General features: G+C 62.1%; 21 protein-coding genes and 1 tRNA gene. 9 read left to right on the plus strand and 13 right to left on the minus strand.

Going from position 1 to position 25,988, the window contains the following annotated elements; all coding sequences use genetic code 11:
- Position 1: 1 nt before the first annotated feature.
- From LF252_RS00825 to LF252_RS00835, 3 genes are all read left to right on the plus strand, one after another.
- On the plus strand, positions 2-718 hold the full coding sequence (locus LF252_RS00825; RefSeq protein WP_226266237.1) for a phosphatase PAP2 family protein: 717 nt from the start codon (positions 2-4) through the stop codon (positions 716-718).
- A gap of 134 nt (positions 719-852) precedes the next feature.
- Positions 853-934, plus strand: a tRNA-Leu gene (locus LF252_RS00830).
- A 144-nt stretch (positions 935-1,078) separates the two neighbouring features.
- Positions 1,079-1,759 carry a phosphatase PAP2 family protein gene (locus LF252_RS00835; RefSeq protein WP_226266239.1) on the plus strand — a complete coding sequence of 227 codons (681 nt, stop codon included), beginning with the start codon at positions 1,079-1,081 and terminating at the stop codon, positions 1,757-1,759.
- Positions 1,760-1,851: 92 nt separating this feature from the next.
- Here LF252_RS00835 and LF252_RS00840 read toward each other — a convergent pair whose 3' ends face one another.
- The 3 genes from LF252_RS00840 to LF252_RS00850 form a co-directional block, all read right to left on the minus strand.
- Positions 1,852-4,179, minus strand: coding sequence for a GAF domain-containing protein (locus tag LF252_RS00840; protein WP_226266241.1), 2,328 nt, complete (start codon positions 4,177-4,179; stop codon positions 1,852-1,854).
- 86 nt (positions 4,180-4,265) lie between these two features.
- On the minus strand, positions 4,266-4,820 hold the full coding sequence (locus tag LF252_RS00845; RefSeq protein ID WP_226266243.1) for a hypothetical protein: 555 nt from the start codon (positions 4,818-4,820) through the stop codon (positions 4,266-4,268).
- A gap of 119 nt (positions 4,821-4,939) precedes the next feature.
- Entirely contained in the window at positions 4,940-5,797 is an 858-nt protein-coding gene (locus LF252_RS00850; RefSeq protein ID WP_226266245.1) for a T9SS type A sorting domain-containing protein, read from the minus strand.
- Between the two features lie 135 nt (positions 5,798-5,932).
- On the opposite strand from LF252_RS00850, the gene LF252_RS00855 reads away from it, so the two are divergent.
- Together LF252_RS00855 and LF252_RS00860 are read left to right on the plus strand one after the other, a co-directional pair.
- Positions 5,933-7,276, plus strand: a complete 1,344-nt coding sequence (locus LF252_RS00855) for a D-alanyl-D-alanine carboxypeptidase/D-alanyl-D-alanine-endopeptidase (protein ID WP_226266247.1) — start codon at positions 5,933-5,935, stop codon at positions 7,274-7,276.
- Positions 7,277-7,650: 374 nt separating this feature from the next.
- Complete coding sequence (locus LF252_RS00860; RefSeq protein ID WP_226266249.1) at positions 7,651-9,492, plus strand: T9SS type A sorting domain-containing protein; 1,842 nt, start codon at positions 7,651-7,653, stop codon at positions 9,490-9,492.
- 591 nt (positions 9,493-10,083) lie between these two features.
- On the opposite strand, the gene serA is transcribed toward LF252_RS00860, so the two are convergent.
- Entirely contained in the window at positions 10,084-11,988 is a 1,905-nt protein-coding gene (gene serA, locus LF252_RS00865; RefSeq protein ID WP_226266251.1) for a phosphoglycerate dehydrogenase, read from the minus strand.
- 124 nt (positions 11,989-12,112) lie between these two features.
- Here serA and LF252_RS00870 point away from each other — a divergent pair, with 124 nt between their 5' ends.
- Positions 12,113-12,763: a hypothetical protein gene (locus LF252_RS00870; protein ID WP_226266261.1), complete on the plus strand. Its 651-nt coding sequence runs from the start codon at positions 12,113-12,115 to the stop codon at positions 12,761-12,763.
- 142 nt (positions 12,764-12,905) lie between these two features.
- Here the strand turns inward: LF252_RS00870 and gloA2 are convergent, their stop codons facing one another.
- Positions 12,906-13,295, minus strand: a complete 390-nt coding sequence (gene gloA2, locus LF252_RS00875) for an SMU1112c/YaeR family gloxylase I-like metalloprotein (RefSeq protein ID WP_226266263.1) — start codon at positions 13,293-13,295, stop codon at positions 12,906-12,908.
- 75 nt (positions 13,296-13,370) lie between these two features.
- On the opposite strand from gloA2, the gene LF252_RS00880 reads away from it, so the two are divergent.
- Positions 13,371-14,549: a serine hydrolase domain-containing protein gene (locus LF252_RS00880; protein ID WP_226266265.1), complete on the plus strand. Its 1,179-nt coding sequence runs from the start codon at positions 13,371-13,373 to the stop codon at positions 14,547-14,549.
- A gap of 79 nt (positions 14,550-14,628) precedes the next feature.
- Here the strand turns inward: LF252_RS00880 and LF252_RS00885 are convergent, their stop codons facing one another.
- The 3 genes from LF252_RS00885 to LF252_RS00895 form a co-directional block, all read right to left on the minus strand.
- Positions 14,629-15,348, minus strand: coding sequence for a DUF421 domain-containing protein (locus LF252_RS00885; RefSeq protein WP_226266267.1), 720 nt, complete (start codon positions 15,346-15,348; stop codon positions 14,629-14,631).
- A 70-nt stretch (positions 15,349-15,418) separates the two neighbouring features.
- Positions 15,419-15,916: a GNAT family N-acetyltransferase gene (locus LF252_RS00890; protein WP_226266269.1), complete on the minus strand. Its 498-nt coding sequence runs from the start codon at positions 15,914-15,916 to the stop codon at positions 15,419-15,421.
- 160 nt (positions 15,917-16,076) lie between these two features.
- Positions 16,077-17,030 (minus strand): aldo/keto reductase, encoded by a 954-nt coding sequence (locus LF252_RS00895; protein WP_226266271.1) that lies wholly within the window; start codon positions 17,028-17,030, stop codon positions 16,077-16,079.
- A 131-nt stretch (positions 17,031-17,161) separates the two neighbouring features.
- Between LF252_RS00895 and LF252_RS00900 the strand changes: the two genes are divergently transcribed.
- Both LF252_RS00900 and LF252_RS00905 read left to right on the plus strand, forming a co-directional pair.
- Positions 17,162-17,734 carry a YdeI/OmpD-associated family protein gene (locus tag LF252_RS00900; protein WP_226266282.1) on the plus strand — a complete coding sequence of 191 codons (573 nt, stop codon included), beginning with the start codon at positions 17,162-17,164 and terminating at the stop codon, positions 17,732-17,734.
- 15 nt (positions 17,735-17,749) lie between these two features.
- Positions 17,750-19,348, plus strand: a complete 1,599-nt coding sequence (locus LF252_RS00905; RefSeq protein WP_226266284.1) for an N-acyl-D-amino-acid deacylase family protein — start codon at positions 17,750-17,752, stop codon at positions 19,346-19,348.
- Between the two features lie 155 nt (positions 19,349-19,503).
- On the opposite strand, the gene LF252_RS00910 is transcribed toward LF252_RS00905, so the two are convergent.
- The 5 genes from LF252_RS00910 to LF252_RS00930 form a co-directional block, all read right to left on the minus strand.
- Positions 19,504-20,853 (minus strand): alpha-amylase family glycosyl hydrolase, encoded by a 1,350-nt coding sequence (locus LF252_RS00910; protein WP_226266286.1) that lies wholly within the window; start codon positions 20,851-20,853, stop codon positions 19,504-19,506.
- Between the two features lie 329 nt (positions 20,854-21,182).
- Positions 21,183-22,685 (minus strand): serine hydrolase, encoded by a 1,503-nt coding sequence (locus tag LF252_RS00915; protein WP_226266288.1) that lies wholly within the window; start codon positions 22,683-22,685, stop codon positions 21,183-21,185.
- Between the two features lie 198 nt (positions 22,686-22,883).
- The gene (locus LF252_RS00920; RefSeq protein WP_226266290.1) at positions 22,884-24,209 is read right to left on the minus strand and encodes a carboxylesterase family protein; all 1,326 of its coding nucleotides are present in this window, start codon (positions 24,207-24,209) and stop codon (positions 22,884-22,886) included.
- A 106-nt stretch (positions 24,210-24,315) separates the two neighbouring features.
- Positions 24,316-24,717, minus strand: a complete 402-nt coding sequence (locus tag LF252_RS00925; protein ID WP_226266302.1) for a DUF983 domain-containing protein — start codon at positions 24,715-24,717, stop codon at positions 24,316-24,318.
- A 280-nt stretch (positions 24,718-24,997) separates the two neighbouring features.
- Complete coding sequence (locus LF252_RS00930; protein ID WP_226266304.1) at positions 24,998-25,879, minus strand: AraC family transcriptional regulator; 882 nt, start codon at positions 25,877-25,879, stop codon at positions 24,998-25,000.
- Positions 25,880-25,988 lie beyond the last annotated feature (109 nt).

The following is a 25,988-nucleotide window of genomic DNA, read 5'->3' on the forward strand; positions in this document are numbered from 1 at the left end:
CATGACGGGCACACTTCGGCGGCTGCTGGCCGGTATAACGCTATTTATCACGGAATTTGCCATTGCACTGGCTTTGGGTACCCTTGGGGTGGTGCTGTTCCTTGCCCTGAGCCGGGAGGTGTTTGATCAAGATGCCGCCACCTTCGACGCCGAGGCCTTTCGGTGGGTGCGCCAGCTGCTGGGGCCCGATCGGCAGCAGTGGGTGGAGGGCGTTACGTTTCTGGCTTCCCGCAACTTCATCACGGCGGCGGGCTGCCTGCTTATCAACTGGTTTCTACTGTTGCGGCGGCACCGCTGGTATTCATTGCTGGTGCCGGTGGTGGCGCTGGGTAGTATCACGCTGAACCTGGCATTGAAACAGCTGTACAACCGGCCCCGGCCGCTGCTGCCGCTCACCTCCGCCTCGGGCCTGAGCTTCCCCAGCGGCCACGCCATGATTTCGGCCTCCTTCTACGGCTTGCTGATCTACCTCGTCTGGACGAACGTGCGCCGCCCAGCCTGGCGCTATGGGCTTACGGCTTTCCTGGTGCTGCTCATCTTACTTATCGGCCTTACCCGTGTGTACCTGCGGGTGCACTACGCTACCGATGTGCTGGCGGGCTTCACGGCCGGGCTGGGGTGGCTGGTGGTGGCTATTCCGGTGTTGAAACAGCTGGAAATTCAAGCCAAAAAACGATTCAAAAAACAACTGCAATCAGCTGAAAAACAGCCTGTATAGCGCAGAAACGAAATTTTTTGCGAAAAATATTCTTACTTTTTTTGGAGCAAAGCTTGACACGCGTCGAAAAACGCCCCTATCTTTGCAGCATCAAATGACACTCACCCGGAGGTCAGGCGATAAAAATAAGAGCTGCGCTTGTGGCGAAATTGGTAGACGCGCTGTCTTCAGGCGGCAGTTCCGAAAGGTGTGAGAGTTCGAGTCTCTCCGAGCGCACAAAAGCCGATCCAGTAATGGGTCGGCTTTTTTGTTTGTCACGGGCTTGCGTTGGAGCGGCTGGCCAGTAGGGCCGAGGTACGTTCCTCATCTTGCGGCCAAAAATCTGCGTAACCAGATTTATCAGCTACAATCTGTGCTTCCATGAAGAACCTCGCGGCCCGGCTTGCGGCCCTGTTTAGCCTGCTCACCCTCGAAGTGCTGGTAGTAGCCGGGGTGTTTGTGGGGGCGGCCCTGCTGTTCTTCTATCTCACGCGGGTAGTATTCGTGGAACACTCCGTGCGGTTTGATAACTGGGCGTTTGCTGGCATGGACACACTACGCGCCGCATATCCCGGCTTAACCGCACCGGTGCGGGCACTCACGTTTTTTGCCTCATTGCCGTGGCTGGTGGCGGCGGGCGTGGGTATTCCGGCATTGCTGCGCTGGCGCGGGCATCGTCGCGAGGCGCTGGAGGTACTACTGGCCGTAGCTGGGGCTACGTTGCTCAACCAGCTACTCAAAACCCACTTCCACCGGCTGCGGCCGTCCTCCGCTCTAATCTTTCAGCCCGGCCTAAGCTTTCCCAGCGGCCACGCCATGATTGGGCTGGCCCTATACGGCTGCCTGGCTTGGCTGCTGTGGCGGCACGAGCGGCACCCTATCTGGGCAATATTACTCCTGACGTTTGCCGTGTGCATCGGCCTCACCCGCGTGTATCTGCACGTGCACTACGTCACCGATGTGCTGGCGGGCTTCGCCGGGGCTCTATTTTGGCTGATTCTGCTCCGCACCGCCCTGCGGTTGTTTTGGCGGGAGGAGGATCAGCTGAGAGCTAAGAATTAAGAAACCAGAACAGAGAAGCACTAATCGGCACTGTTTGAAACAGTCGTCGAACGGTACTCCTGCGTTCTGGCTTCTCTCTTTGTTTTTAGCTCTTAATTCAACTTCACCTTTACCCGCAGGGCCAGCAGGCCTTTCACGCCCTGCAGTTCTTCCAGCTCTAGTTCCTCAATTTCGCGCTCCAATAAGCCCCGATCCTGCAGGTAGTCAATGTACTCGTAGTACTCATCGGCTTCGCGCTGCTGGCTGTATACCAAGGCAATACGGCCGGGCTGGGTAAGCCGCTCACCGGTGCCCTGCACCACGGCCTTATCAATGCGCTTCTTGATGATTTCGTAGCGGATGTTGTAGGCCCCGTCCACGTCAAACTGCCGCTCATCCTGCCGGAACCGGATGCTCAGGGGTTGGCTGTGGATGAGGATGAGCTGGGTGGTATCCAGTGGCACGGGCAGGGTGGGCTTGAGGGCGGCGGTGCGGCGGGTGATTTCCACCATTACCAGTAGCTGCCACAGCCGCAGATTTTTCAGGAAAACCAAATCAAATGGCTTGTCCTGTACCAGCGCCGCGCCCACGTAGATGTTGTGTTCCACGCCATCGGTTTTGAAGCGCTGGAAGTAGTGCGGGAACATCTGCTGGGCCTTGGCGTCCTCCTCATCCAGGTAGCTACTCACGGCATCGTTGAGCAGGGTAGTAGTTTCCTCGAAGGCCTTACGGCGCTTGTACAAAATACCCAGCTCGGGGTCGATGTGGGACCAGTATTGCTGAATGACCGGCTGCAGCTCGGGTGTGTTCTGGCGCAGGTACTCAAACAGCGGCTCCATCTCCGTACGGATGGATTCGAAGATGCTCACTTCGTCGCCGGTGAGAATGCCCTGGCGCAGGCGGCGCAGGTTCTTGTTTACGTAGAACTTCAGCTCGTCCAGAATCGGCAGCTGCTGAAACTCGGAAGCTTTTTTCAGCACCTTGCCGGCTAGGGTGAGGTGCTCAATCAGGTCGCCCTGAATGGCCTCGTTGCGGGCCGTGCTGCTGCCCCGGATATCCGAGGAACCGTGCAGCGGGTACACATCATGGAACACGATGTCCTCCATTTCGGCTTGGCGGTTGCCGTCTTCCAGCTTCTGCAGCAGGTTTTGGGCGGCATCCGTAAAGCGCCACTCCATGGTGGGGTGAATGGCCGTGAACTTCTCCTTGATGATGGCCTGCACCCGGGTCTGAATGTCCTCGGCGTTACGCTTCACAGCCACCGCAAACAGCGGCAGAAACTGGTTCACGTTTTCGAGGCTAAACTCGTTCAAGTCACCCACGTTGGGAGAGCCTAGCTCCAAGAGGCCTACCGTATCGTCGCCGTAGGGCAGCAGGGCCAGAATGGCCGAGCGGATGCCCAGGCTCAGAATTTGCTGGCGCAGGTCTTCGGGCATATCGGCGTTTTCCACGTCCTCCAGTACCAGGGGGCGGCGGTCCTGCCAGAGCTGGCTGTAAATCTGCCGGAAGCCGGAGCTGGCGTCGGGGTTGTGCAACTGCTTGGTCAGGAAGCTGTGGTTTATTTTGCGGCCGAAGTCCACGAAGGCTTTTTTCTTCTCATCATAGGCCGCAATGCCCAGTTGCAGAAACGGCTTGCCAAACAGCACCCGTAGCTTCTCCTGAATCTGTTCCAGCCGGTCGGAGGCCTGCAGCACGTCCCGCTCCAGCAGGTCGTACTTCAGCTCCGAGAGGATTTCCTGCTCGGTTACGTCTACCAGATGCAGAATATTGAAGCCCACCAGCTCAAACCGCTCGGGCGGTAGCAGTTCCAGCCACAGTTCGGTGCGGTGGGGGTTGCGGCTCAGAAAGTCCAGCTGCTCCGGGGTTAGCTCGGGCTTCTCGCCGTGCAGCTGTACATCCAGGAAGGTAGAGTTGAACTCCACGCCGTAGTGCCGGTACAGGCCAATGCTGTAGTCGGGCACGGTGAAGATGATGGTGCCCTGCAACGGCAGCTTCACGCCGTACACCTTCTCCAAAATGAGCTGGTAGGCCATGCGGGTGGTGTACACCTCCAGCTGCCGCATATCAATGTTGAGCGGCTGCTTGATGGAGTTGCTGGCGTTCAGCAGTACCTCGGCAAAGCGGGGCGTGTGGTAGAAGCTATGGCGCTGAAATGGCGCAATGGCCCCCACGATATCGGTGTTGAAGGACGCCGGCGGAAACACGGCCAGCATCAGGGTTTCTACCAAGTCACAGTTGCACTCCAGCAACGTCAGGTCGGTAATGGGGCCGCGGGCCCAGTCGGCGGCGGCCACCTGATGGCCCACCGAGCGGGACAGCAAGGCAATGCCCTGGTTGGCGGAATCTTCGCCGGCCCGCCAGTACGCAATCAGGGGCTCCAGACTCAGGGTAGTCCGGAAGGGGAAGGTGGGGGAAACGGCCGGAGTCGGTTCTTTCAGCATAACAAGGGGAGAAGCCCGCCGCCCACAGGTAGCCGGCTGACGGACGCTTGAGTATACGAGAAAACCGGCCAGCCGTTGGTGCTACGCTAGGGCTTGGCCAGTACCAAGGGTACCAACTTGTTTTCGCCGCTGGGGTCGGTGAGGTTGAGGGGTGTGGTACTACCATTCACGTACACCAGCTTGTTGGTATTCTGGTAGCAGGTGCAGCAGCCGTCGCCCTGCAGGCGGGTGGTCAGTGCCACGCTATCAATGCGGTAGCGGAACGCAACGGGGCCTTTGCGGGCCGGGGCCAGATACACCTCGTAGCGGTACTCATCGAGGTTGCGGTTGCCGTTGCGGGTGAACGGCGTGAGGTTGTTGATGACCAGCGTATCGCGCAGCTGTTGGGCGCGGGGGCCTCGGAAAGCCACGGTATCGGCTTTGGGGCGCTGGGCCGTATCCTTGGGTACCCGCACCAGAAACACGTTACGAATATCCTGGGCCCTGAAGCCTTTGCCGGTGCCCGCCGTGTCGGCGCTGAACTGGAGCTGAACGGCATCGGCAAACCGGTCGTTGCACTCGCAACCCACGGAGCCGCAGCACGCTGCTACCAGGCCAGTCAGGGCCAGAACACACAACCAAGTCAGGAAAGGACGCAGCATAGGGCGTAAAGATAACGGGCGGATAGCCTTCTGGATTAGGGTTGGCAGCAAAAAGCCGGCCTGCACTCCGCAAACCGGCTTCAGAACGTACCCGCCCGGAGCAATATTGACTGACTACGCTATTCTTTCACGAAACGGCGGGTTTCGGCTCCGGTAGGGGTGTTGATTTTGAAAAAGTACGTGCCCGATGGCAGGTCGGCAACATCCAAAGCCACCGTATGTGGGCCTTTTTCCTGTTTGCCTTCCTGGGCAATGGTGCGCAGCGTATTGCCGCGCCCATCCAGCAGTTCAACCGTAACGGCCCCCGCCTTTGTTACATCGTAGGTGAGTTGGCTGATGCCAACGGCCGGGTTGGGGTACACCTGGCTGGTTGCGGGAGCAGCGGCCGTTGTAGGAACAGACTGGGGCTCCAGCAGCAGGAAACTAGCCGGCCGGAAAAACTGCGCTACCCGGCTGCGTTGCCGTTTGGGGCGCGAGCCGCTGGCGTGGCTGGCCGTTATGGCCCGGATATCGGCGGTCCACTGCTCTTTCTGCGGCTTTACTTCCTGGGCCAGCCGGGCAATATCGGTTTCGTAGGGCCGGGCCAGCTTGTCTACCTCCTGCAACAGCGCGCGGGTTTCGGTTCGAAGCTGCTGCAGCTGCCCTTGCTGGTCGGCGGTCAGCGCAGCGGCCGGGGCAGCGGCTGACTGGCTCGACGTCGGCGCGGAATTCTGGCGTAGCGCCTGGCCGCGTTGGCGCAGCTCCTGCAGCTGAGCCCGGTACACGGCCAGCTGGGCTTTATCGGAGGAGGTGAGGCGGGCTTCCAGCTTCTGGCGTTGCTGGCGCAAGGTGGGCAGTACGTTGCGCTGCACGTAAGCCCGTACCTGCTGCCGGGTGGGCTGATCGGAAATGGCTGGCTGGTGCGAGGCGGCCAGGGCCGAACAGGAAAGCAGTGTGCCTAGCGCACAGGCGAGAAACCGGGTGGTAAGTGCTTGCATACGGGATAGTAGAAAAACGGAGGGCTTGAACTCACTCCTTGGCTATAGAGAGGAAGATGCGGCGTTGGTTTAATCCGGCCACGAAAAGGTCGGCCAACGGGAGTGTTTCATCTACCAAACTGCCATCTTGCAACTATGAAGTGTCGTGTTTTGCATCAGTGCCTTTGGCTGCTCAGTTGGTTGTTGCCGGTTGCCGGCGTTGCGCAGTCGGGGGCCGGGGGAGCGGCGGCTTCGCCGGCCTGGCTGGAGCAAACGCTGCGGGAGTCCGTTGTATTGCGGCGGCATAGCGTGGGCCTGAGTTTAGTGGATGCCACCACCGGCCAGCCCATTTTCGGCCTCAACGACGACCGGTACTTTACCCCGGCCAGCACCATGAAGCTGTTCAGCCTCTACGCCGGTCTGCGTCTGCTCCCCGATTCATTGCCCGCCCTGCACTACGTGCAGCGCCCCGACACGCTGCTGTTCTGGGGTACCGGCGACCCAACGCTGCTGCACGGTGATGTGCCTTCGCGCCGGGCTTTCACGTTTCTCCAAACCATGCCCGGCAAGTTGGTATACGCGCCGGTGCCCGTGAGCACGCCCTACGGCCCCGGCTGGGGCTGGGACGACTACAACTATTACTTTCAGCCGGAGCGGGGGGCGTTTCCGGTGTATGGGCACACCGTGCGCTTCTACGGCAAAGCCGGGGCGGGTATGCCCCGGGTGCTTCCCCGCTTTTTTCGGCCGCTTACGCAGGTGGCCCCGGCCGGCACGCCCAACCCCAACCAGGACCACGTACGGCGGCCGGAGCTGGAAAACCGGTTTCTGGCGTTTCCGGCTTCCAGCAATTGGGTAGATGAAACACCCTTCCGCACCAGCCCGGCCCTGACGCTGCAGCTGTTGCAGGATACGTTGCGCCGCCCCATACTGCTGGCCCCGCTGCGCCTGCGGGCTCAGGATTCGGTGCGCACCCTGCGCGGCCTGCCCGTTGATTCATTGTACCGCCGCATGCTGCGCGTGAGCGACAATTTCCTGGCCGAGCAGCTCCTGCTGATGTGCGCTTCCTCCCTCGCCAACGACTCCCTGAGTACCGGCCGGGCAATAAAACTGATGCAGCAAAACTACCTGCGCGACCTGCCCGATGCCCCGGTGTGGGTGGATGGCTCGGGCCTCTCGCGCCTGAACCTGGTTACGCCCCGCACCCTCACGGCCCTACTGCTCCAGCTGCACCAGCAGGTACCCGAGCCCCGGCTGCTGAGCCTGCTGGCGGCCGGGGGCGGGCAGGGCACCCTGCGGCGGGTGTACCGGGATGCGCGCGGTCCTTGGTTGTGGGGCAAAACCGGCACGCTTACCAACAACCACAACCTAGTGGGCTACCTGCGCACCCGCTCCGGCCGGCTGCTGGCGTTCAGCTTTCTGAACAACAACCACGTAGTTCCTACTGCCGAAGTGCGCCGGGAAATGGAGCGTATTCTGACTCTGGTTCGGGAGAAGATATAGGGAGTGGGAAAAGTGTTTTCTCGATATGGGAATCAATGGCGGGCTTCTGCAAAAGCGGCGTAACGCGGCATAGAGCTGATAAAGCTTGCGAATTGGTTTTTTAAACTAGTTCTGATAAACAGGGAGTTATATATTAAATAGTAGCTTTTCTATCTGAACAGTGCGATTTCCTGTGTAAAAATTTGAGCCAGAATTACGCCCGGTTTATGGTGCAGCTTACCCGGTTCGGCGGGTATTTGGCCCAACTTGGGAAGGGGCGTTGGGCCGGCTGAAAAGGGGCTGATAGCTTTGTCACAGTCAAACAGAAAAGCCGGGTATAGCCGCGCTGGTTTGACCTCTTCCGACTCAGCAACTCCGCCTTTATCAACCGCCCTATGAATCGTTCTTTACGCTCCCGCCTCCGCCTGCTCAGTGCCGCTTTACTGCTGCCAGTGGCTGCCGCCTCGGCGCAAACCATTTCGGGTTTTTCGCCCACCTACGGCCGTATCGGCGACTCCTTTACCATCTCCGGCACGGGGCTGGCCACGGCCACGGCGGTGCAAATCAACGGCGAAACCATGCCCTTCACGGTGAATACGCTGGCGGGTACGCTCACGGTGAAGGTGCCGCCGCAAGCCAGCACCGGGCTGGTGCGCGTAACCACCTCGGCCGGCACGGCTACTACCAGCAAAGGCTTCCGGGTAACGCGTCTTTCCACGTCTCTATCATTTCCGGCGCAGGCGGCCGTTTCGGGCGCGGGTACCACCGGCGACTTTTCAACCCTGTGCCTGGGTGATTTGGACGATGATAACCTGCTGGACCTAGTGGTTGGCTTTGGGGTGTACAACGGTGGGGCCAACTCCGGCACGTTGCGCCGCTACGAGCAAACTTCCGCTACCGATGGCAACTTTGGCACCAACACCACCGGCGTGCTGCTGACCACCAGCACCGTGTCCAACGGTATAGCGGGCACCAAGTCCACTTTGTTCGTAGCCAACTTCGCCAAACCCTACATCACGGACCTGGAAGGCGACGGTTTCCTGGATCTGCTCATTGGGGATACTAACGGCAACGTGCTGCTGTACGAGCAGGCCAACACCCTGACCTTCGACCCCAACAACTTCGAGAGCCGCGGCACGCTATTCCCCAACCCCGAGCCTACGGTAGCCGATGGCTACTACTGCCGCCCCACCGTGGTTGACCTCGACGGCGACGGGTTGCTGGATGTGCTGGTAGGTGCTAACCACGGCAAGATTCGCCGCTACGAGCAGAAAACGGCGCAGGCCACTGTTACCGCCAACTTTAACAGCCTGGGTTTCCTGCAGGATGTAACTTCTACGGCTACTGATCTGGATGCCGGTGCCGTATCGAAAGCTCAGGTGCTGGATATTGAGGGCGACGGCCTGCTGGACCTGTTGGTGGGCAACTCCGATGGTAACCTGCTGCAATACCAGCAAACCAGCCCCAATGCCGTGACTTTCAAGCGCATTGGCACCGGCAACTTCAACGGCATTGCGCTGGGTGCTACCCAGTACGCCGCCCCGGTAATGGCCGATGTGGATGGCGACGGCCTGATGGACCTGCTGCTGGGCAGCTACAACGTGGCTGCCAACACGGCCGGCGGCAACGCAGCCGGGGCCAATGCCCTGCGCTTCGAGCAGACGAACAACGCCACCTCAACCCCGCTGCCCGTTACCCTCACGTCCTTCACCGGCTCGGCCGCTACGGCTGGCAACCAGCTGCGCTGGGCAACCGCTCAGGAAGTAAACAGCGCCAGGTTTGTAGTAGAGCGTTCCGCCGATGGCCTGAGCTACCAGGACGTAGCCTCCGTGGCGGCGGCCGGCAACAGCGCCTCGGGCCGCAGCTACCAGTACCTGGATGCCACGTCTCAGCGCACTGCCTACTACCGCCTACGCCAAGTAGATACTGACGGTAAAACGGCTTATTCCTCCGTGGTAGTAGTAACCCGCGCCGCTACAACTGCTGCTCCTGCGCTGGTTGCCTTCCCCAATCCCTTCGAGGGGGAGCTGCTGGTAGCCTTGCCCGCTGGCGCATCGGCCCAGGCAGCTACAGTAAGCCTCACCACGCTGGCCGGCCAGACGGTATATAGCCGCACGCTGGATGTGTCGGGCGTAGCCCAGGCTTTGCCCGGCCTGCCCGCCTTGAAGCCCGGTGTGTATGTGTTGCGCCTCACCACTGCCACCGGTAGCAGCACCCTGCGCGTCGTGCGCCGCTAGTTTCTGCTCACGCCCATAAGCCAACCGGCCGCCCTGCTATAGTTCGGGGCGGCCGGTTGGCTTATGGGAGATTTAGCAACTCTGGTATAGCCAGCGGTAGGCGCGCCCAGTCCAGTAAAGCAAGCCCATACTACTTTCATCCTTTATGAATTCAATAGCTGGATGCCGTAGCCGCACTGCTCAGGTGTCGTTTAAATCTCCGTTTTTGTCAGTTGTAACTTCGAAGGTAGTGCGTTTGGTATAAATCCTCCACTGGCTAGCCCAGTCGAAATTAGCCTCCGGAGGCTCAGCATTTGCTTTACCTGACATGCCTAAAATGAATGGTTTACTCTGACCTTGGTGGAAAATGATCAGTCCCCGGCTGGGAGAGGCCCGGCGTGCTACTACAATGGCTACATCCGGTTTTCCATCACCATTAAAATCAGCCTCCAGAAAGCCTGGCCGGATATACGTACTGCGCACATATGTTCGGTCAAGCTGAGCCTGTTGCCAAGCCGTTTGTGCCCACGCGGGCAGCTGTGCGGTAGCAATAGTGGCAACGAGCGGAAACGGTGGCAAAAACACAACAGGTAGCGGGACTGAACAGACAAATTAATACAGCACCCGGAACTTGATGGTGTGCTCTACCTCGCGCAGAGCCTGAATGACTTCGGGGGCGTACTGCTTGTCGATGTCGGTAATCACGTAGCCGATATGCTCGTTGGTTTTCAGGTACTGGCCCAGGATGTTGACCTGGTGCGCAGCCAGCACGTTGTTGATGCGGGCCAGCACGCCGGGCACGTTGTGGTGAATGTGGATGAGGCGGTGGGCCTGCTGCTCGGGCAGCTGAATATTGGGGAAGTTGACGCTCTGCTGGGTGTTGCCGGTGTTCACATATTGCATAATCCGCTCGGGCACAAACTCGGCAATGTTGCGCTGGGCCTCGGCAGTACTGCCCCCGATGTGGGGTGTGAGCAGCACGTTGGGCAGGCCCCGCAGCTCGCTCTCAAAGCTTTCCTGGTTGGTTTTGGGTTCGTAGGGAAACACATCCACGGCGGCCCCACCCAGGTGGCCCGAGCGGAGCACGGCGGCCAGGGCCGGCACGTCCACCACGTGGCCGCGGGCGTTGTTGAGCAGCAGCGCGCCGGGCTTCATCAGGGCTAGCTCGCGGGCCCCGATGAGGTTGGTGTTTTCCTTACGGCCGTCCACGTGCAGGGTCACGATGTCGGCCTGCTGCAGTAGCTCGTCGAGGGTGCGGCACTTTACGGCGTTGCCCAACTGCAGCTTTTCGGCCACATCATAGTACAGCACCTGCAGGCCGATGGCCTCGGCCACTACCGACAGCTGCGAGCCGATGTTGCCGTAGCCCACGATGCCCAACTTCTTGCCGCGCACCTCAAACGAGCCCCCGGCCGACTTATCCCACTCGCCGCGGTGCATCTTGGGGTTTTTCTCGGGGATGCGGCGGGCCAGCATGATGATTTCGCCCAGGGCCAGCTCCACCACCGAGCGGGTGTTGCTGAAGGGAGCGTTGAACACGGCAATGCCTTTCTTCATGCAGCCGGTGAGGTCAATCTGATTTGTGCCGATGCAGAACGCGCCCACCGCAATAAGGCGGTTGGCGGCCTCCAGCACCCGCGGCGTTACCTGGGTTTTGCTCCGGATGCCCAGGATGCTCACGCCCTCGATGCGGGCGGCCAGCTCGTCCTCGTCGAGGCCGCCGGGCACACTTTCCACTTGGTAGCCTTCCTGGCGGAACAGCTCGGCGGCGCGCGGGTCGGGGTTTTCGAGGAGCAGGACTTTGATGCGGTTCTTGGGATACGAAAGGGTCATCGGGAGCTTGTTCTGGTAGAGAAATTCGTCGAAGGAGGGCAGCACTTCATCGGCGCGGGCCACCACGGCGTCGCGGGTCACGTTTTCGGTGAAGGCGTAGAAACGGTCGGCCAGGCCGGCTTCCCGGATCTGGTAGTCGGTGTAGCCGTCGCCGAGGGCGTACACGGGGCCGTGCAGGTCGAGCTGGCGGAGCTGCAGGATTTTACCCCCATCCTGGCTAAGCGGGTTGGTGGCGTCGAAGCCCGTAATGCGGCCCTCGGCGTCGAAGGTGAAGGTGTTGGCCAGTACGTGGTCGGCGTCGATACCGAACTCGGCCACCACCGGCTCAATGAACTCGCGGAAGCCGCTGCTCACAATGTATACCCGGCCCGGAAACTGCTCGAAGAAGCCCCGGTTGCGGCGGATGCTCTCCGATACCTTACCCTTCAGCCGCTCCACCAGCAGCCCGATATGCTCGCGCCGGGCCGGCAGCAGGGCCAGCCGCTGCCGCAGCGACTCCGAAAACTTCAGCTCCCCGCTCATGCCCCGGTCGGTGAGGGCGCGGATGGCGGCTACTACTTCCGGGCGGTTGGGCTGGCCGGTGAGGGCAATGTCGGCCAGTTCATCGAGGCCTTCCACCTGGGTGAACGTGCTGTCGAAATCAATGATGAGGTAGGGGAGTGGTGCGGGGTTGTCGGGTATCATGGGGGCAAGGTAGGGGGGCGCGGGCAATAGCGCGCAAGTCGGCCCTGGCCCATTCTACGATTTCCAACCAAAAAGTATGGCCGGGGGCTGCTGAGGCAAGTGAATTTTACGAGTAGCTTGGGCCATGCAACTGCTCGTCCTCCTGCTTGTGCTGCTGCCAGGCCCGCCCGCGCCGGCTTCCGCAGTGACGTTCCACCGGATTTCCGCCGCCACCTACGCCCAGGCCCACCGTGTGGCCCGGCCGGTGAAAATGCCTACCACCTTTCCGGTAAAAGCACGCAACGGGCAGCTGGTCATCCCAACCACCGCCGGCCCCCAAACCTTCCGCAACGTGGTAATTGACGAAAAAGCCATTGCCAATGGGCACGGGGAGGTGGAAACCACTCACTATACCTACCACGGTTTTCTGCCGGGCTTCCGGCGTCACGTGGTGGAAGTAACTTTCTACGAAACCAGTGAGTGGTGGCTGATTAGCCCCGAAGGCCGGCGGCTGACGCTGTACGGGAAACCAGAGTATTCACCTGATCAGCAGAGCGTAGCCACTATCTGTGCAGGCTTGGAATACAGCGGCGGCCAGCCCAATAGCATCCAGCTGTTCCAGCTGCAGCAGGGCGTACTCCGGCCGCTCTGGGAAGTGCGGCCTACTGGCTGGGAGCCGCAGGAGCTGTTCTGGACGGATGCCAATACGCTGTACCTGAAGCGGCGGGAGTTTCCGCAGGGGCAGGAAGGTCCCGTGTCGTACTGGAAACTGACGGTGGCCGCCCCCGCCCGGTAGCCCCCGGCCGTAACCTTTACCGCCCCCCATTACGTACACCCCGATGCATACCATGCAAGCCTGCGAGTTGGCTCAAATTCGATTCGCAGCTACGGCAGCGCCCCGGTCTTTGTGGCCGGGGCGCTGCTTTTTTTGGGTCGGTTCAGACCTCGTAAAACTCCAGCGGCAAACCGTCCGGGTCTTCAATGAACGTGAAGCGGCGGCCTGTCAATTCATCTACCCGAATGGGCTCCGAAACAATACTGTGAGCAGTAAGGTGCGCTACGGTGGCATCCAGGTCGGAAACGGCAAAGGCCAGGTGGCGCAGGCCAGTGGCCTCGGGTTGGGTGAGGCGCCGGGGCGGATTGGGGAAGGAAAACAGCTCGATAATGTACTGCTCGCCCAGCGCCAAATCCAGCTTCCAGGACTGCCGGGCCTCCCGGTGCACCTCCCGAATGACGCGCAGGCCCAGTACCTCGGTGTAGAACCGCTTGGCGCGGGCGTAATCGGCCGTGATGATGGCAATGTGATGGATGCGGAGCAGGGGCAGCATATGGCAATAGAAGATTCTGGCGCAATATCGGGGAAATTAGAGTTCTTTAGGGGGTAAACCAGCCGGGTAACAGTCATGCTAGTACGCCTCTTATCAGCCGCATTGCTGGCCGCAGTGCCGCTGCTGAGCGGGGCCCAACCGGCCCGGTCATTTCACACCCTCGATGGCCGTCGGCTGCGCCCCGTCAACATCGACCAGACCGTGCGCCAGCTCATGGATTCGGCGCGGGTGCCGGGGCTGGCGGTGGCCCTGCTGGAAAACAACCAAGTACGCTACCTGCGCACCTTTGGCTACCGCAATGTGGCCGAAAAAGCTCCGTTGGAACCTCATACGGCCATGTATGGGGCCTCGCTGAGCAAGGCGGTGTTTGCCTGCCTGGTGATGCAGCTGGTGCAGGCCCGCCAGCTCGACCTGGACAAGCCGCTGCACGAGTACCTGGGCCGGCCCATTCCGGAACTGCCCGGCTGGCAGGACCTGGCCGGCGACGAGCGGTGGCGGCAACTCACGGCCCGCATGGCCCTAACCCACACCACCGGCCTGCCCAACTGGCGCTGGATTGAGCCCGACAAAAAGCTGCGCTTCAAGTTTGCGCCCGGAGCCCGCTACGGCTACTCCGGCGAAGGGCTGCAGCTGCTGCAGCTGGTAGTCGAGAAGATTACGGGCAAAGGCCTGTGGCAGCTCAGCGAGGAACAGCTTTGGCAGCCGCTGGGGCTCACGCGCAGCAGCTACGTGTGGCAGCCCGCCTTCGAGAGTAATTACGCGCTGGGCTACGATGAGGCCGGGCAGCCCCTGGAGAAGCGCCGCCGCACCAAGGCCCAGGCGGCCGGCTCCCTCGAAACCACTCCTGCCGACTACGCCGCGTTTCTAGCCGCCCTCATGCAGGGCCGGGTGCTGGCTCCCGCCGCCCTCACGGAAATGACGCGCCCGCAGGTGCGCATTCCGTTCCGGGCGCAGTTCGGGCCGCTGGCCACGGTAGCCGCGCCCGACAGCAACCGTACTATTCAACTGGCCTACGGGTTGGGCTGGGGTGTTTTTCAGACGCCCTACGGCCCGGCGTACTTCAAGGAAGGCCACGATGATGGCTGGGAAAATCACAGTGTGGTGTTTCCGCAGCAGAAAACAGCCCTGCTGCTGATGGGCAACAGCTCCAATGCCGACCGGATTTTCTGGTCCCTGCTACGCCAGCTGCTCGGCGACCAAAGCACGCCCTGGCAATGGGAAAACTACGTACCCTATTACGTAGCGGAAAAATAGCAGCCGGTCAGGAGCCGGTGCAGCCGTCCGTTTTTCCTGATGGAAAATTCATTTCACTACCTGCGGGAGCTTGTGCCGCTTACTTAACCCGCTTGGTGTCGCAGGTCGGAATCCAGACGCCTTCGTGGCAGCTGCGGCACTCGGCGTGCTCTCCTTTGGCAATGGTCTGCACATGGCCGCAGCAGGCGCAGGCGTAGGTACCGGCCTGCTCCACGCGGTGCCGCTTGTCGAGTTTGCGCTCGGGCAGGATAGGCAGGCCGGGGCGTACGTCAGCGTCTTCGAAGAAATAAATGCTCACGTTACCAGTAGCCTCAATGTAAGCGCGGCGCACCTGGCCCAGGTGTTCTACCTGGTACTGGCGCAGCTCCCCAAACAGCTCCTTTTGCGTGAGGTTTTGCTTGGTGAAGTTGGGCAGGTTGATTTCCCCGTCCTCTATCAACAGTACCGGGGCACCTTCCAGCCAGTCGGAAAACCGGGGAAACCACTCCGTAAGCCGGTTAAACAGCACATACAGCCCCGACACTACCATAAATACCACGGCCGCGTGCAGCAAAGGCGTATCGTGGTAGAGCATGGCGTCGCCGGCGGCGGAACCCAGGGCCAGGATGATGCTGAGCTCGAAAATGGACAGCTGCCGCACCCCGCGCCGGCCCGTTACGCGCAGGGCCGCCAGAATCATGAGGTAGGTAACGAAGCAGCGCAGGCCCACTTCCAGCAGGAACAGCGGCGGCGACTCATCAGAAAACAGAATCCGGTTCCAGTCAAAAGGCTTGATGGCGGCGGCGAGCAGAAAAGGCAAGATCAGGGCAGCTAGCAGTGGCAGGGATACTCTACCTAACGCAAAGCCTGGCTCAACAGTTAGCGCCGCTTTACGCGGGCCATTCGTGCGGACCCGGCGGGGGCACCAGCGGCTGCACCAAGTGGTAGGTGGACGGCGCGAAGCCCATAGCCGCCCAAAATCGTTGGGCGCCCTCGTTCTGCACGGCCACCTGCAGTTCCAGGTGGTCGACCCCTTCCTGCACCAGCCACTCCCGCCCGGCCCGAAACAGCTCCCGGCCAATCCCCAGTCGCCGGAAAGCCGGGTGCACCATCGTTTCGGCAATGTAGCCGCGGTGCTTGTAGTGCAGGCCGTGGTGGCCCTCCTGGTAGATGGCCACCAGCAAGCCCGCCAGACCCTCCGGCACCTCCGCCACAAAAAACCGCGTGTACGGCTCCCGCATCCGCTTTTGCAGCATGTGCTTAAGCTCCACCTCAGCCCGGCGGTAATATCCGAATACCGGATGGTACAACGTATGGGCATCCATCAGCTCACACCACAGGCGGTACACGGCGGGCAAATCGGAGCGGGTAGCTAGGCGAACAAGCATGCGAAACAAGTACGGACGAAGCCGTAAGATGTGTACCAGAAGTCAGAAACTCAGTATTCGGTCCGAAATACCCCTGTTGATAGGTGGACCAGCATCACCTTAAAGCGCCCCCGGCAAACCAGTTGCCAGGGGCGCTTCGGGGCAGGTGGGGGCAGCCTGCTCAGGCGCTGGCTTTGTTCAGCTCCTGCACGTCGACCTCAGTAAGCTGCAGGTGCATGGCTTTCAACAGCTCCTGCACCTGCTCGGGCGTGGTGCCGCTGGCAATAGGAGCGGTGAGGCCGGGCTGGGCCAGTATCCAGGCCAGGGCTACCTGGGCGGGCGAGGAGCCGGCATGGCGGGCCACTACGGCATCCAAAGCGGCCAGAATACCGAGGCCACGCTCGTTGAGGTATTTGGGCCCGATGCTACTGCCCCGAATGCTTTTGGATAGGTCGGCCTGGGTGCGGTACTTGCCGGTGAGGAAACCCGAAGCCAGCCCGAAATAGGGAATCACCCCCAAACCGAACTCCTGGCACAACGGCTGCAACTCTTTTTCGAAGCCGGCGCGGTTGTACAGGTTATACTCGGGCTGCAGGCTCTCGTAGCGGGGCAGGCCTTGCTGCTGGCTGGCTTCCAGGGCCGCGCGCAGGCGGCTGGCCGAGAAGTTGCTGGCCCCGATGGCGCGCACTTTGCCTTCCTTGATTAGTTCGGCGTAGGCTTCCAGCGGCTCCGTTACCGGCAAGGTTTCGTCGTCCTGGTGGCTTTGGTACAGGTCGATGTAGTCGGTTTGCAGGCGGCGGAGCGAATCCTCCACTGAGCGGCGGATGTAGTCTTTAGCCAAGCCCTTCGAGCCGTCGCCCATCTGCATGCCCACTTTGGTGAAGATGAGCACGTCGTCGCGGCGGTTGCGCTGCTTGAGCCACTTGCCGATAACCGTTTCCGATTCGCCGCCCTGGTGGCCGGGTGCCCAAGCCGAATACACATTGGCGGTGTCAATGGCGTTGCCGCCGCCCGCCACAAAGGCGTCCAGCACCCGGAAAGAAGCGGTTTCATCGGCCGTCCAGCCAAATACATTGCCGCCCAAAACCAGCGGCGCAAGGTGCAGGCCGGAATGGCCCAGTTCACGGTGTTGCATACAGAAACAGGAAAGGAAAAACGGGGTAATACACGCCGGCCGGCTAAGTGCTCAGCCGGGATGATGCCAAAATAACCGGCCAGCGGTACGGTTGGTTATGAAGGCGACGGACCGCGCTGTATCTTGCTGGCATGGCTAATAAGCTCGATTCGTTACCGGTAGTAGATGCCCCCACCCGAGCCGAGTGGCGCGCCTGGCTGCTGGAAAACCACCAGCAGCCCACCGGCGTGTGGCTGGTACTATACCGCAAAGGCAGCGGCCGGCTCACTTACCCCGAAGCCGTAGAGGAGGCGCTGTGCTTCGGCTGGATTGACTCGGTACCGCGCAAAATCGATGAGGAGCGGCGGCAGCAATATTTCAGCCCCCGCAAGAAAGGCAGCGTGTGGTCGGCCGTGAACAAGCAGCGGCTTGCCGAATTGGCGGCGGCGGGCTTGCTGCACCCATCCGGCCAAGCCAAAATAGCCGCCGCCCAGCAAGATGGTAGTTGGACCCTCCTTGATGCCGTAGAACGGCTGGAATTGCCGCCCGATTTAGCCGCTGCTCTATCTGTCAACGAGGTGGCTAATCAGCATTTCACCGCCTATTCGCCTAGCGTCCGGAAAATGGTGCTGCAGCGCCTGTTGGCGGTGAAGCGCCCCGAAACCCGGCAGCAGCACATTACCCGCATTGTGGAGCGCGCCGCCCGCAACGAGCGGCCCTTCTAATGCTTGCCATTTCGTATGACTATTGCCCTGCGCCTGTTTTGCTCAGCTTTGGCGCTGCTGTGCCTGCCCGGTCTGGCTGTCGCCCAAATGCCTGAGCGGGCGGATATCCTGATTCGGAACGGGCGGCTGTACGACGGTACCGGCAACACTTGGACGCTGGGCGACGTGGCCGTGCGCGCGGGGCGCATTGTGGCCGTGGGCCGGCTGCCCGCCGGCTACCTCGCCGATACTGTGCTGGACGCCCGCGGCCTAGCCGTAGCCCCCGGCTTCATCGACGTGCACACCCACATCGAGGACGACGAAGCTCGCCAACCCACGGCCGATAACTTCCTGCTCGACGGCGTTACGACCGTGGTAACCGGCAACTGCGGCTCCTCCCGGTCCGATTTGCGCCGCTACTTCCGTCAGCTTGATAGCCTACACCTCTCCGTGAATGTGGCTTCTCTGGTAGGGCAGGGCACGGTGCGCAAGGCCGTGATGGGCCGGGCGCAGCGCCAACCCACCGAGGTGGAGCTACAACGCATGGAGGCCCTCACCGATAGCGCCATGCGGGCCGGAGCGGTGGGCTTGTCGTCGGGGCTGATTTACGTGCCGGGCACCTACACCCGCACGCCCGAGCTGGTGCGGCTGGCCCGGGTAGCCGCCCGCCACCACGGCCTCTACGCCACCCACATGCGCAACGAGTCCGACAGCGTGCGGCAGGCCATTCAGGAGGCGTTGCTGATTGGGCGGGAAACGGGCTTGCCCGTGCAGATTTCGCACCTGAAGCTGGGCGGCCAACGCAACTGGGGCCACGCTGCCGAGCTGCTGCAACTCATTGAAACCGCCCGCCAGCAGGGCCAGCCCGTCACCATCGACCAGTACCCCTACACGGCCAGCTCCACCAGCCTCAGCACCCTGCTGCCCGACGACGTGCAGGCCGACGGCCGCGACTCCCTGCGCGCCCGCCTGGCCCGCCCGGCCACGCGCCGCGCGGTGGAGCAGTTTCTGGTGCAGCGGCTGCGCAGCAAGGGGCTCCGGCACTTCAGCTACGCCGTGGTAGCCAGCTTCCCGCCCGACACCAGCTACCACGGCCGCAGCCTGGAGGAAATCAACCGGCTGCGCCACCGCCCGCACAATGCCCGCGCCGAAGCCGCCACTATCCTCGACCTAGTGCTGCAGTACGATGTCGGCATGGTGTTTCACGGCATGAGTGAGTCCGACGTACAGACCATTATGCGCTACCCCCAGAACATGGTGGCCTCCGATGCCAGTATCCGGGTGTGGCGGGAGGGCGCGCCGCACCCGCGCGGCTACGGCTCCAACGCCCGCGTGCTGGGCCACTACGTGCGCGAGCTGCGCGTCATCACCCTGGAAGAAGCCATCCGGCGCATGACCAGCCTGCCGGCCCAGACCTTCGGCTTCACCAGCCGCGGCCTGCTGCGTCCCGGCTTCGCGGCTGATATTGTGGTGTTCGACCCCGCCACCGTGGCCGATAAATCCACTTTCACCCAGCCCCACCAGTATTCGGTAGGCATGCGCTACGTGCTGGTAAACGGCCGCCTCACCGTGCGCGAAGGCCGGCACACCGGCCAGCGCGCCGGGCAGGTGCTCTACGGGCCGGGGAAGGAGTAGCACAAAACACCAGTAATAAACCCTGCTGTCGGCATGAGCATGTCGCGCATCAGGCGAGGACGAAGGACCTTGTCACGTTGTAACGACCTGTTCAGACGTGATAAAGTCTTTCGTCCTCACTTGATGCGCGACATACTCAGGATGACAGGATTTTTTTACACCCGTTCCAGCACGCGCCAGCCGTGGCCGGGCACCGGCAGCTCGTCGCCGGGTTGAAACATCAGCTGCTGGCCGCTAAACACGTCCCGCCAAGTGCCGGCGGCTTCGGTGGGCAGCGTGAGGGGCGTTTCGCGGGGTTCGGTGTTGATGACGCAGAGGATGGCCGCGCCTTGTTTTTCGCGCAGGAAACCGTAGAGTTGTTCGGGGCCGGGGAGGCGGTGGAAACGGCTGGCCGGGTCGCCGTTGCGCAGGGCCGGGTGGCGGCGCTTGAGCTGGAGCAGGGTGGTGTAGAAGGCCTGCAGCGGAATGCTGGCCCAGTCAATCGTGTCCCGGTCGAAGAACTGCAGGCGGCGGTTGAGGGCGGCTTCCTGACCGGTGTACACCAGCGGCATGCCGGGCAGCAGCACCGTGAGCACGGCAAACGGCAGCGCCAGCGGGCCCAGCCGCTCGTACTCGGTGCCGTCCCAGCTGTTCACGTCGTGGTTGCTGGTGAAGTGCATCAGGTACACCGAGGGCGGGTATTTGGCCCGCTCGGCAGCCAGGTACACATCAATGTCCTGCAGACGGGCTTTGCCTTCGGCAATGTGGTCGAGCAGGTAGTGCAGGCGCAGGCCGAAGGTCATGTTGAAGGCCCGCTCCAGCAACTTGGTGTCGGAATTGAACTCCTCCCAGCTCAGGCCGCCGCTGGGGTAGAGCTCGTCCCACTCGGCCAGCATAAACAGGGGCTTCACCTCGTCCAGCTCCAGGCGGGCCTCGTCCCAGAAATCGGTGGGCACCAAGCCGGCCACGTCGCAGCGGTAGCCGTCAATATCGGCCTCGCGCACCCAGTACAGCAGGGCGTCGGTCATGTAACGGCGTAGGGTTTGGTTCGAGTAGTCGAAGGCCACCACGTCGGTCCAGTCGGCTACGGGCGGTACTAAGTTGCCCTGGGCGTCGTGCTGGTACCACTCGGGGTGCTGCTGCACCAGCGGGTTGTCCCAGCTGGTGTGGTTGGCTACCCAGTCGAGCAGCACCCGCAGGCCGAGGCGGTGAGCGGTTTGCACCAAGTGGCGTAAATCGTCCAAGGTGCCAAACTCCGGGTTCACTCCGAAATAGTCCTGCACAGCGTACTGGCTGCCCAGTGTGCCTTTGCGCTCCACCATGCCGATGGGGTGAATCGGCATCAGCCACACGATGCTGATGCCCATGGCCACCAGCCGGGGCAAATGCGCCTCAAACGCCCGGAACGTGCCCTCCGGGGTGAAATTACGCAGGTTGACTTCGTAAATGGTGGCGTTGACGGCCCACTCGGGATGGCGCACCCGAAACAGGTGCGACTGGGGATGCAGCGGTTCTTCAGCAGACATAACAGGGGTGTTTCCTGCGGTTGAACGACGAGCAGCGGCGGAGGTTCTTTGCTTAATTGGCTTGGGGCTCGAAGAAATCCACCTCTCAGACAGTCATTCCGAGCGAAGCCGACACCCGAGAGCTAGAGCTAGTTCCCCTCCTTGGAAAGGAGGGGCTAGGGGTGGTTGATAATCGTAGAACGGTTTTCAGAAGGAGTTTCTAGTTGATTTTCAGACGCGAGGTCAACCACCCCTAACCCCTCCTTTCCAAGGAGGGGAACTAGCTCTAGCCTTTAATCTTCACAATTTCTGTTACACAAAATCTGTCTTGGTAGCACAGAACGGCCACTCTACTGCTTCAGATACTCGGCGGCGGCGCGGTTTTTGGGGTTGAGTGCTAGGGCGCGGGTGTAGTGCTGGGTGGCCAGCTTCTTGTTACCGAGAGCGGCGTAGGTTTCGGCGAGGCTGTCGTAGGTGTTGGCGCTTTGGGGGTAGAGCTGCACGTTGAGCTGGAACACGGCCAGGGCATCATTGAGCTGGCCCTGCTCCACCAGCGAATAGCCCCAGGCGTTGATGGCCGGTTCAGGTAGCTCGGTGGCCGGGTTCTGGCGGCGGACCTTCTTCACTTCTTCGTTCAGGTGGGCAAAGCCCCGCTGGCGCAGGGTGCGGTGCAACGCACGCAGGGTAGGGGGCAGGCCGAAGCCGTCGGCTACGCACATGTCGGGCAGGTAGCAGGCGGCCAGCGCATCCACGAACCGCTCGGGGTTGGCGCCCTGCAGGTTGGTGAGCACCACAATGGCCAGCTCATCCTGCGGGTACACAAACACCGCCGAGCGGCCTCCGCCCACCGGAGCCACGGCCGGGTGCTCGGGGCGGCCGACGGTGGGCCAGCCCAAGGCGTAGCCGGTGAGCTTGCCCCCGAAGCTGCGGGTGGAACCGTCGGTGAGGCGGCCGGGCGTCCAGAGGGCGGTCAGGCTTTGGGGCTTCAACAGTTGGCCCTGCTGCAGCGCCACCAGCCAGCGGGCTATTTCCTGAGCCGTGGAGCTCATGCCGGCCGCCGGGCGGAGCGAGGGCGGAAACACCTCAAACAGGTTGCGCAGCTCCTTGCCCCGGCGCGGCTGCCCGTTGCTGTACTGCGTGAAGGTGTAGCCGCGCGACAGGTGGGGCACCACGTTGTGCGCGTCGCCGAAGCTGGTGCGAGGCAGGCCCACCACGTCCAGTTGCCGCTGCTGGATAAACTCAGCAAATGGCTGCCCGCTAAGCTGGGTGATGAGGCGGCCCAGCAGCAGGTAGTTGGTTTGGTTGTAGGCAAACCGTTCCCCGGGCTTGAACGCCAGGGGCTGCTGCTGCACCTGCTGCCAGGCGGCGGCCTCGTTGTTTTCCGTCACCAGCGCATCCTCGGGCAGGATATCGGGCAGGCCGGAGGTGTGGGTGAGCAGCTGCCGCACCGTGGCCGGGTGCCAGGCGGTGGGCAGCTCGGGCTGGTAGCGGCCAATGGGCGCGTCGAGGTCCAGCTTGCCGGCTTCCACCAGCTGCATCACCGCCACGCCCACAAAGGCTTTGGTGATGGAGTTGAGGAAAAAGCGCGTCTGCCCGGTTACCTGCACGGAATCCTGGATGTTGGACAGGCCGTAGTTGCCCAGCTTTACTATTTGGCCGCGGCGCACCACCGCCAGCTGCAAACCCGGAATGCGCAACTGCTGCATAGCCTGCTTCACCAGCAAATCTATACTGTCAGTAGGGGCCGTTTGGGTGATGAGGGGCGAGTTCTGAGCCGCCGCAACGGGGGCGAAACCCAGCGCCAGGGAACTGCCGAGCAGGCCGGCGCACAGGGAGCGGAAGGACGTTTTCATAGCATGGTCAGAATAGGCGAACAGCACCCCGGCGCACCCGCACCAGAGCGTTTGATAAGGCAGATGGCCCACCGGCGGCCACGGTTGCCCTGGGTGAGTCGGGATTTGAATAAGACGTTGAGTATCTGCTGAAAGAAAACACCAACGGCGCTAATTGAATAATCAGCGCCGTTATAATAGGGGTATTGAAGAACCGCCTTACACCTGCTCTACGTCCAGCACGCCGGGTAGGCGAATGTGGGGCGGAAGCTGGCCGGTGCGGGCAAAATCGGCCCAGAACTGGCGCACGGGGCGGCCGGCGGCTTCCACTTCGGGCCAAGCGGCCTCGCCCAGCAACGGCACGGGTGCCCAGGCTTCGGCCGAGCCGAACAGCAGCGGCAAATCAATAGTGTGGGCCCCGCCAAACTCGCTGCCGGGCGGGTGGTAGGGCACCCGGAACAAGTAGGCGCGGCCCCCGGCCCGGGCGTGGCGGCGGGCAAAGGCGGCGGCCGGCCCTACGTAAATGCGCCGCGAGCCGCCCGTAATAAGCGCCTGCAGCAGCGCCGGCACCGGCCGCGGCAGCGTGAGCAGCCGACGCAGCGGCGGGGCAATGACAGCAAAGAACCGCAGCTCATCGGCCGTGGCCCCAATCAGCACGTCGAAGTGCCGGGCGGCGGCCTGCCAAGCGGCCGGAGCTTGTGTTTCGGGGGGCAGCGGGGCGGCTCCGTACTGAATCCCGAACGGCATGCCGGCCCGCAGGCCCGACCACCGGGCGGCCCGCTCGGCCCGGGGCTGGGCGGCCAGCACCGTTGCCAGGGGCGCATCAGGCGGGAGGGGGTGCACGGCGGCGGCCATAGCCCGGCCCATGCGGGCGCGGCCAGGGGCCAGCCCCAGCGGGGCGCTGTGCAGAATCACGCGCTGAAAGAGCTGGTTAGCCCCTTCCGCCAGCATCAGGTGGGCTGCCGCGTCGCCACCCGAGGAGTGGCCCAGCAGCGTCACGCGGCCGGCATCACCCCCGAAAGCGGCACTATTGCGCTGCACCCAGCGCAGGGCACTCAGCAAATCGAGCAGGCCCAGGTTGGCGGGCGCGTGCCGGTGGCCCAGAAACCCCAGCATGCCCAGGCGGTAGCTCACGGCCACTACTACCAGGCCCTGCTCCCGCACCAGCGGGGCGGGGTCGTAAAAGGCCAGGTCGCCGGCCCCGCTCACGTAGGAGCCCCCGTGAATCCAGACCAGTACCGCTCGTGGCGGACCCGTCTGGTAATCGGTCGGGGTCGTAACCGTCAGGCGCAGACAGTCCTCATTGAAAGTACGGCCGGCCAGGGCAGGGCCCAGGGCCTCCTGCAAGGCTGGATCGGGCATCTGGGGGCAAACCGGGCCGGGAGCAATGGCCTGAAAGGTTTCGGTGTGGGCGGGCTCATCGGTGGGCGGCTGAAACCGGGCGGCCCGGGCGTAGCGGATGCCGCTGGCGCGCACCAGGCCGGCGTAGTAATGGCCCTGCACAGGGCCGTCGGCGGTCAGGAATAGAGGAGCGGAATCAGTCATGCAAGGCGGGAACAAAGTGGCCTGGGCGGATAATGCATACCATCGACCCTGCTTTCAGGTTTCCACAGTATGCACCCCGGCCCTGGCGGCCCGCATACTTCCCCGGCTATTGGTTACCGGCCGGATGGTAACGGCGCGGCTGATGCCGCACACCGCCAAACAGGTACAGCATCAGGGTGCGGGAGTAGCGCAGGCTAAGCGGGGTGAGCAGCACCGCTACTGCGGCCACACTGGTCACGTACACCCACACGGCCGGGTCCTGGAGCAGGTGATAAACCAGAAAGCCGGTTACCAGCATAATAGCCGTGGAAAAAGCATAGCTGATAAACATGGCCCCCCAGTAAAAACCCGGCTCCGGCTCGTAGGCCTGACCGCATATAGGACAGTGCTCCGGCATTTCGGCGAAGCGCACCGGATTGAATACTGAGTGACTGAACAAATGGCCTTCGTGGCAGCGGGGGCAGCGTTGCTGCGCTACGGCCAGGATGGTGGAATCGATAGTTGCCATGGTTGAAAACGCGTATTGCGAAGTACATGACCAAAATAAAACACCCCTCACGCGGATGTAAGGGGCGTTTCCGGGTTTGTCCGGTACAAATCAACGCAGCCCAGAGGCAAAGACATGAATAGGCGAAAAAAGCCTTCGGGAGCCGGACCGGCAAACTAGAAATACATAAATGAGAACGTCATGCTGAGCTTGTCGAATCATGTCTGCCGTTTCGTTGGGATTACACTTCAACGTCAGCACGCGAGATTCCTCGGCTTCGCTCGGAATGACGTACCAACTGCTACCTATTACCTGTTACCGCACTGCTGGCCAGCCGGAATGTTTCGGGGGTTTGGCCGGTGTGCTTGCGGAAGTAGCGGCCGAAGTAGGACGCATCCTCGAAACCCAGCTGGTCGGCTATTTGGGCCACGGTGGCATCGGTGTGGCGCAGCAGGCGGCGGGCTTCAATCAGCACGCGCTCCTGGATGAGGGTGCTGGCCGTTTTGGCCAGGTGGCGCTTGCAGAGGGCGTTAAGGTGATTAGGCGAAACGTGCAGCCAGTCGGCGTACTGCTGCACCTCCCGCTGCTGCCGGAAGTGCTGGTTAAGCAGGCTGCCAAACTCGCGCAAAAGCTGCTGGGCGTGGCGAGGCTCCCCGGCGGGCCGGGGCTCATCGGCCGGATACTGGCGGGCGGCCAGCTCCAGGCACAGCAGCAAGTACGCCCGAAATACCTCGTCCTGCTGCGGGGCCGGGCTCAGGTGCTCCCGCCACATCCGTTCCATGATAGGGCCTAGCGCTAGATCCGGGGATGGGAGGTAGAGCACCGGGGCGTGGGCGTGCTGAAAAAACGGATACTCAAACAGGCGGCTGCCGGGGTAGCGGAACAGGTAGAAGTCGGCCTCGAACAACACCACGTAGCCCTGCGCATTCTCAGAAAGCTGCCATTGGTGCACCTGGCCGGGTGTCATAAAAAACAGACTGCCAGGCTTCAGCTCATAGCTGATCAGGTCGATGGTATGGGTGCCGTGGCCCTCCGTGACGTACAGCAGCAGGTAAAAATCGTGGGCGTGGGGCTGGCTCACGCCGGGGAAGTTGGCCACGTGCTGAGCCAGCCGCTCCAGGTACCACGGCCGCCGCGCCCGCCCCTGAGGAAACGATTCAAGCGTGAGAACGGGTAGGGCCATGTGAGCTGCGGTAGGAAGGTGAGGGGTAGGAGGAAGTGCAGCTGGGAAGGCAGTGCCCGCGGCCGTTGGTAAAGCTAACCTGTCCGCGCTATTGTGCAGAAGTCCTATC

This window comes from Hymenobacter pini (genome assembly GCF_020421205.1).
GTDB classification, from domain to species: Bacteria; Bacteroidota; Bacteroidia; order Cytophagales; family Hymenobacteraceae; genus Hymenobacter; species Hymenobacter pini.

What these genes read in the sequence shown, in the direction of transcription:
- LF252_RS00860 (WP_226266249.1), top strand. Translation starts at nt 7,651, where the DNA reads ATGAATCGTTCTTTACGCTCCCGCCTCCGCCTGCTCAGTGCCGCTTTA.
- LF252_RS00825 (WP_226266237.1), top strand. Translation starts at nt 2, where the DNA reads ATGACGGGCACACTTCGGCGGCTGCTGGCCGGTATAACGCTATTTATC.
- LF252_RS00895 (WP_226266271.1), bottom strand. Translation starts at nt 17,030, where the DNA reads ATGCAACACCGTGAACTGGGCCATTCCGGCCTGCACCTTGCGCCGCTG.
- LF252_RS00855 (WP_226266247.1), top strand. Translation starts at nt 5,933, where the DNA reads ATGAAGTGTCGTGTTTTGCATCAGTGCCTTTGGCTGCTCAGTTGGTTG.
- LF252_RS00840 (WP_226266241.1), bottom strand. Translation starts at nt 4,179, where the DNA reads ATGCTGAAAGAACCGACTCCGGCCGTTTCCCCCACCTTCCCCTTCCGG.
- LF252_RS00850 (WP_226266245.1), bottom strand. Translation starts at nt 5,797, where the DNA reads ATGCAAGCACTTACCACCCGGTTTCTCGCCTGTGCGCTAGGCACACTG.
- LF252_RS00920 (WP_226266290.1), bottom strand. Translation starts at nt 24,209, where the DNA reads ATGACTGATTCCGCTCCTCTATTCCTGACCGCCGACGGCCCTGTGCAG.
- LF252_RS00900 (WP_226266282.1), top strand. Translation starts at nt 17,162, where the DNA reads ATGGCTAATAAGCTCGATTCGTTACCGGTAGTAGATGCCCCCACCCGA.
- LF252_RS00915 (WP_226266288.1), bottom strand. Translation starts at nt 22,685, where the DNA reads ATGAAAACGTCCTTCCGCTCCCTGTGCGCCGGCCTGCTCGGCAGTTCC.
- LF252_RS00870 (WP_226266261.1), top strand. Translation starts at nt 12,113, where the DNA reads ATGCAACTGCTCGTCCTCCTGCTTGTGCTGCTGCCAGGCCCGCCCGCG.
- LF252_RS00880 (WP_226266265.1), top strand. Translation starts at nt 13,371, where the DNA reads ATGCTAGTACGCCTCTTATCAGCCGCATTGCTGGCCGCAGTGCCGCTG.
- LF252_RS00930 (WP_226266304.1), bottom strand. Translation starts at nt 25,879, where the DNA reads ATGGCCCTACCCGTTCTCACGCTTGAATCGTTTCCTCAGGGGCGGGCG.
- LF252_RS00905 (WP_226266284.1), top strand. Translation starts at nt 17,750, where the DNA reads ATGACTATTGCCCTGCGCCTGTTTTGCTCAGCTTTGGCGCTGCTGTGC.
- LF252_RS00835 (WP_226266239.1), top strand. Translation starts at nt 1,079, where the DNA reads ATGAAGAACCTCGCGGCCCGGCTTGCGGCCCTGTTTAGCCTGCTCACC.
- LF252_RS00910 (WP_226266286.1), bottom strand. Translation starts at nt 20,853, where the DNA reads ATGTCTGCTGAAGAACCGCTGCATCCCCAGTCGCACCTGTTTCGGGTG.
- LF252_RS00845 (WP_226266243.1), bottom strand. Translation starts at nt 4,820, where the DNA reads ATGCTGCGTCCTTTCCTGACTTGGTTGTGTGTTCTGGCCCTGACTGGC.
- LF252_RS00925 (WP_226266302.1), bottom strand. Translation starts at nt 24,717, where the DNA reads ATGGCAACTATCGATTCCACCATCCTGGCCGTAGCGCAGCAACGCTGC.
- gloA2 (WP_226266263.1), bottom strand. Translation starts at nt 13,295, where the DNA reads ATGCTGCCCCTGCTCCGCATCCATCACATTGCCATCATCACGGCCGAT.
- LF252_RS00890 (WP_226266269.1), bottom strand. Translation starts at nt 15,916, where the DNA reads ATGCTTGTTCGCCTAGCTACCCGCTCCGATTTGCCCGCCGTGTACCGC.
- serA (WP_226266251.1), bottom strand. Translation starts at nt 11,988, where the DNA reads ATGATACCCGACAACCCCGCACCACTCCCCTACCTCATCATTGATTTC.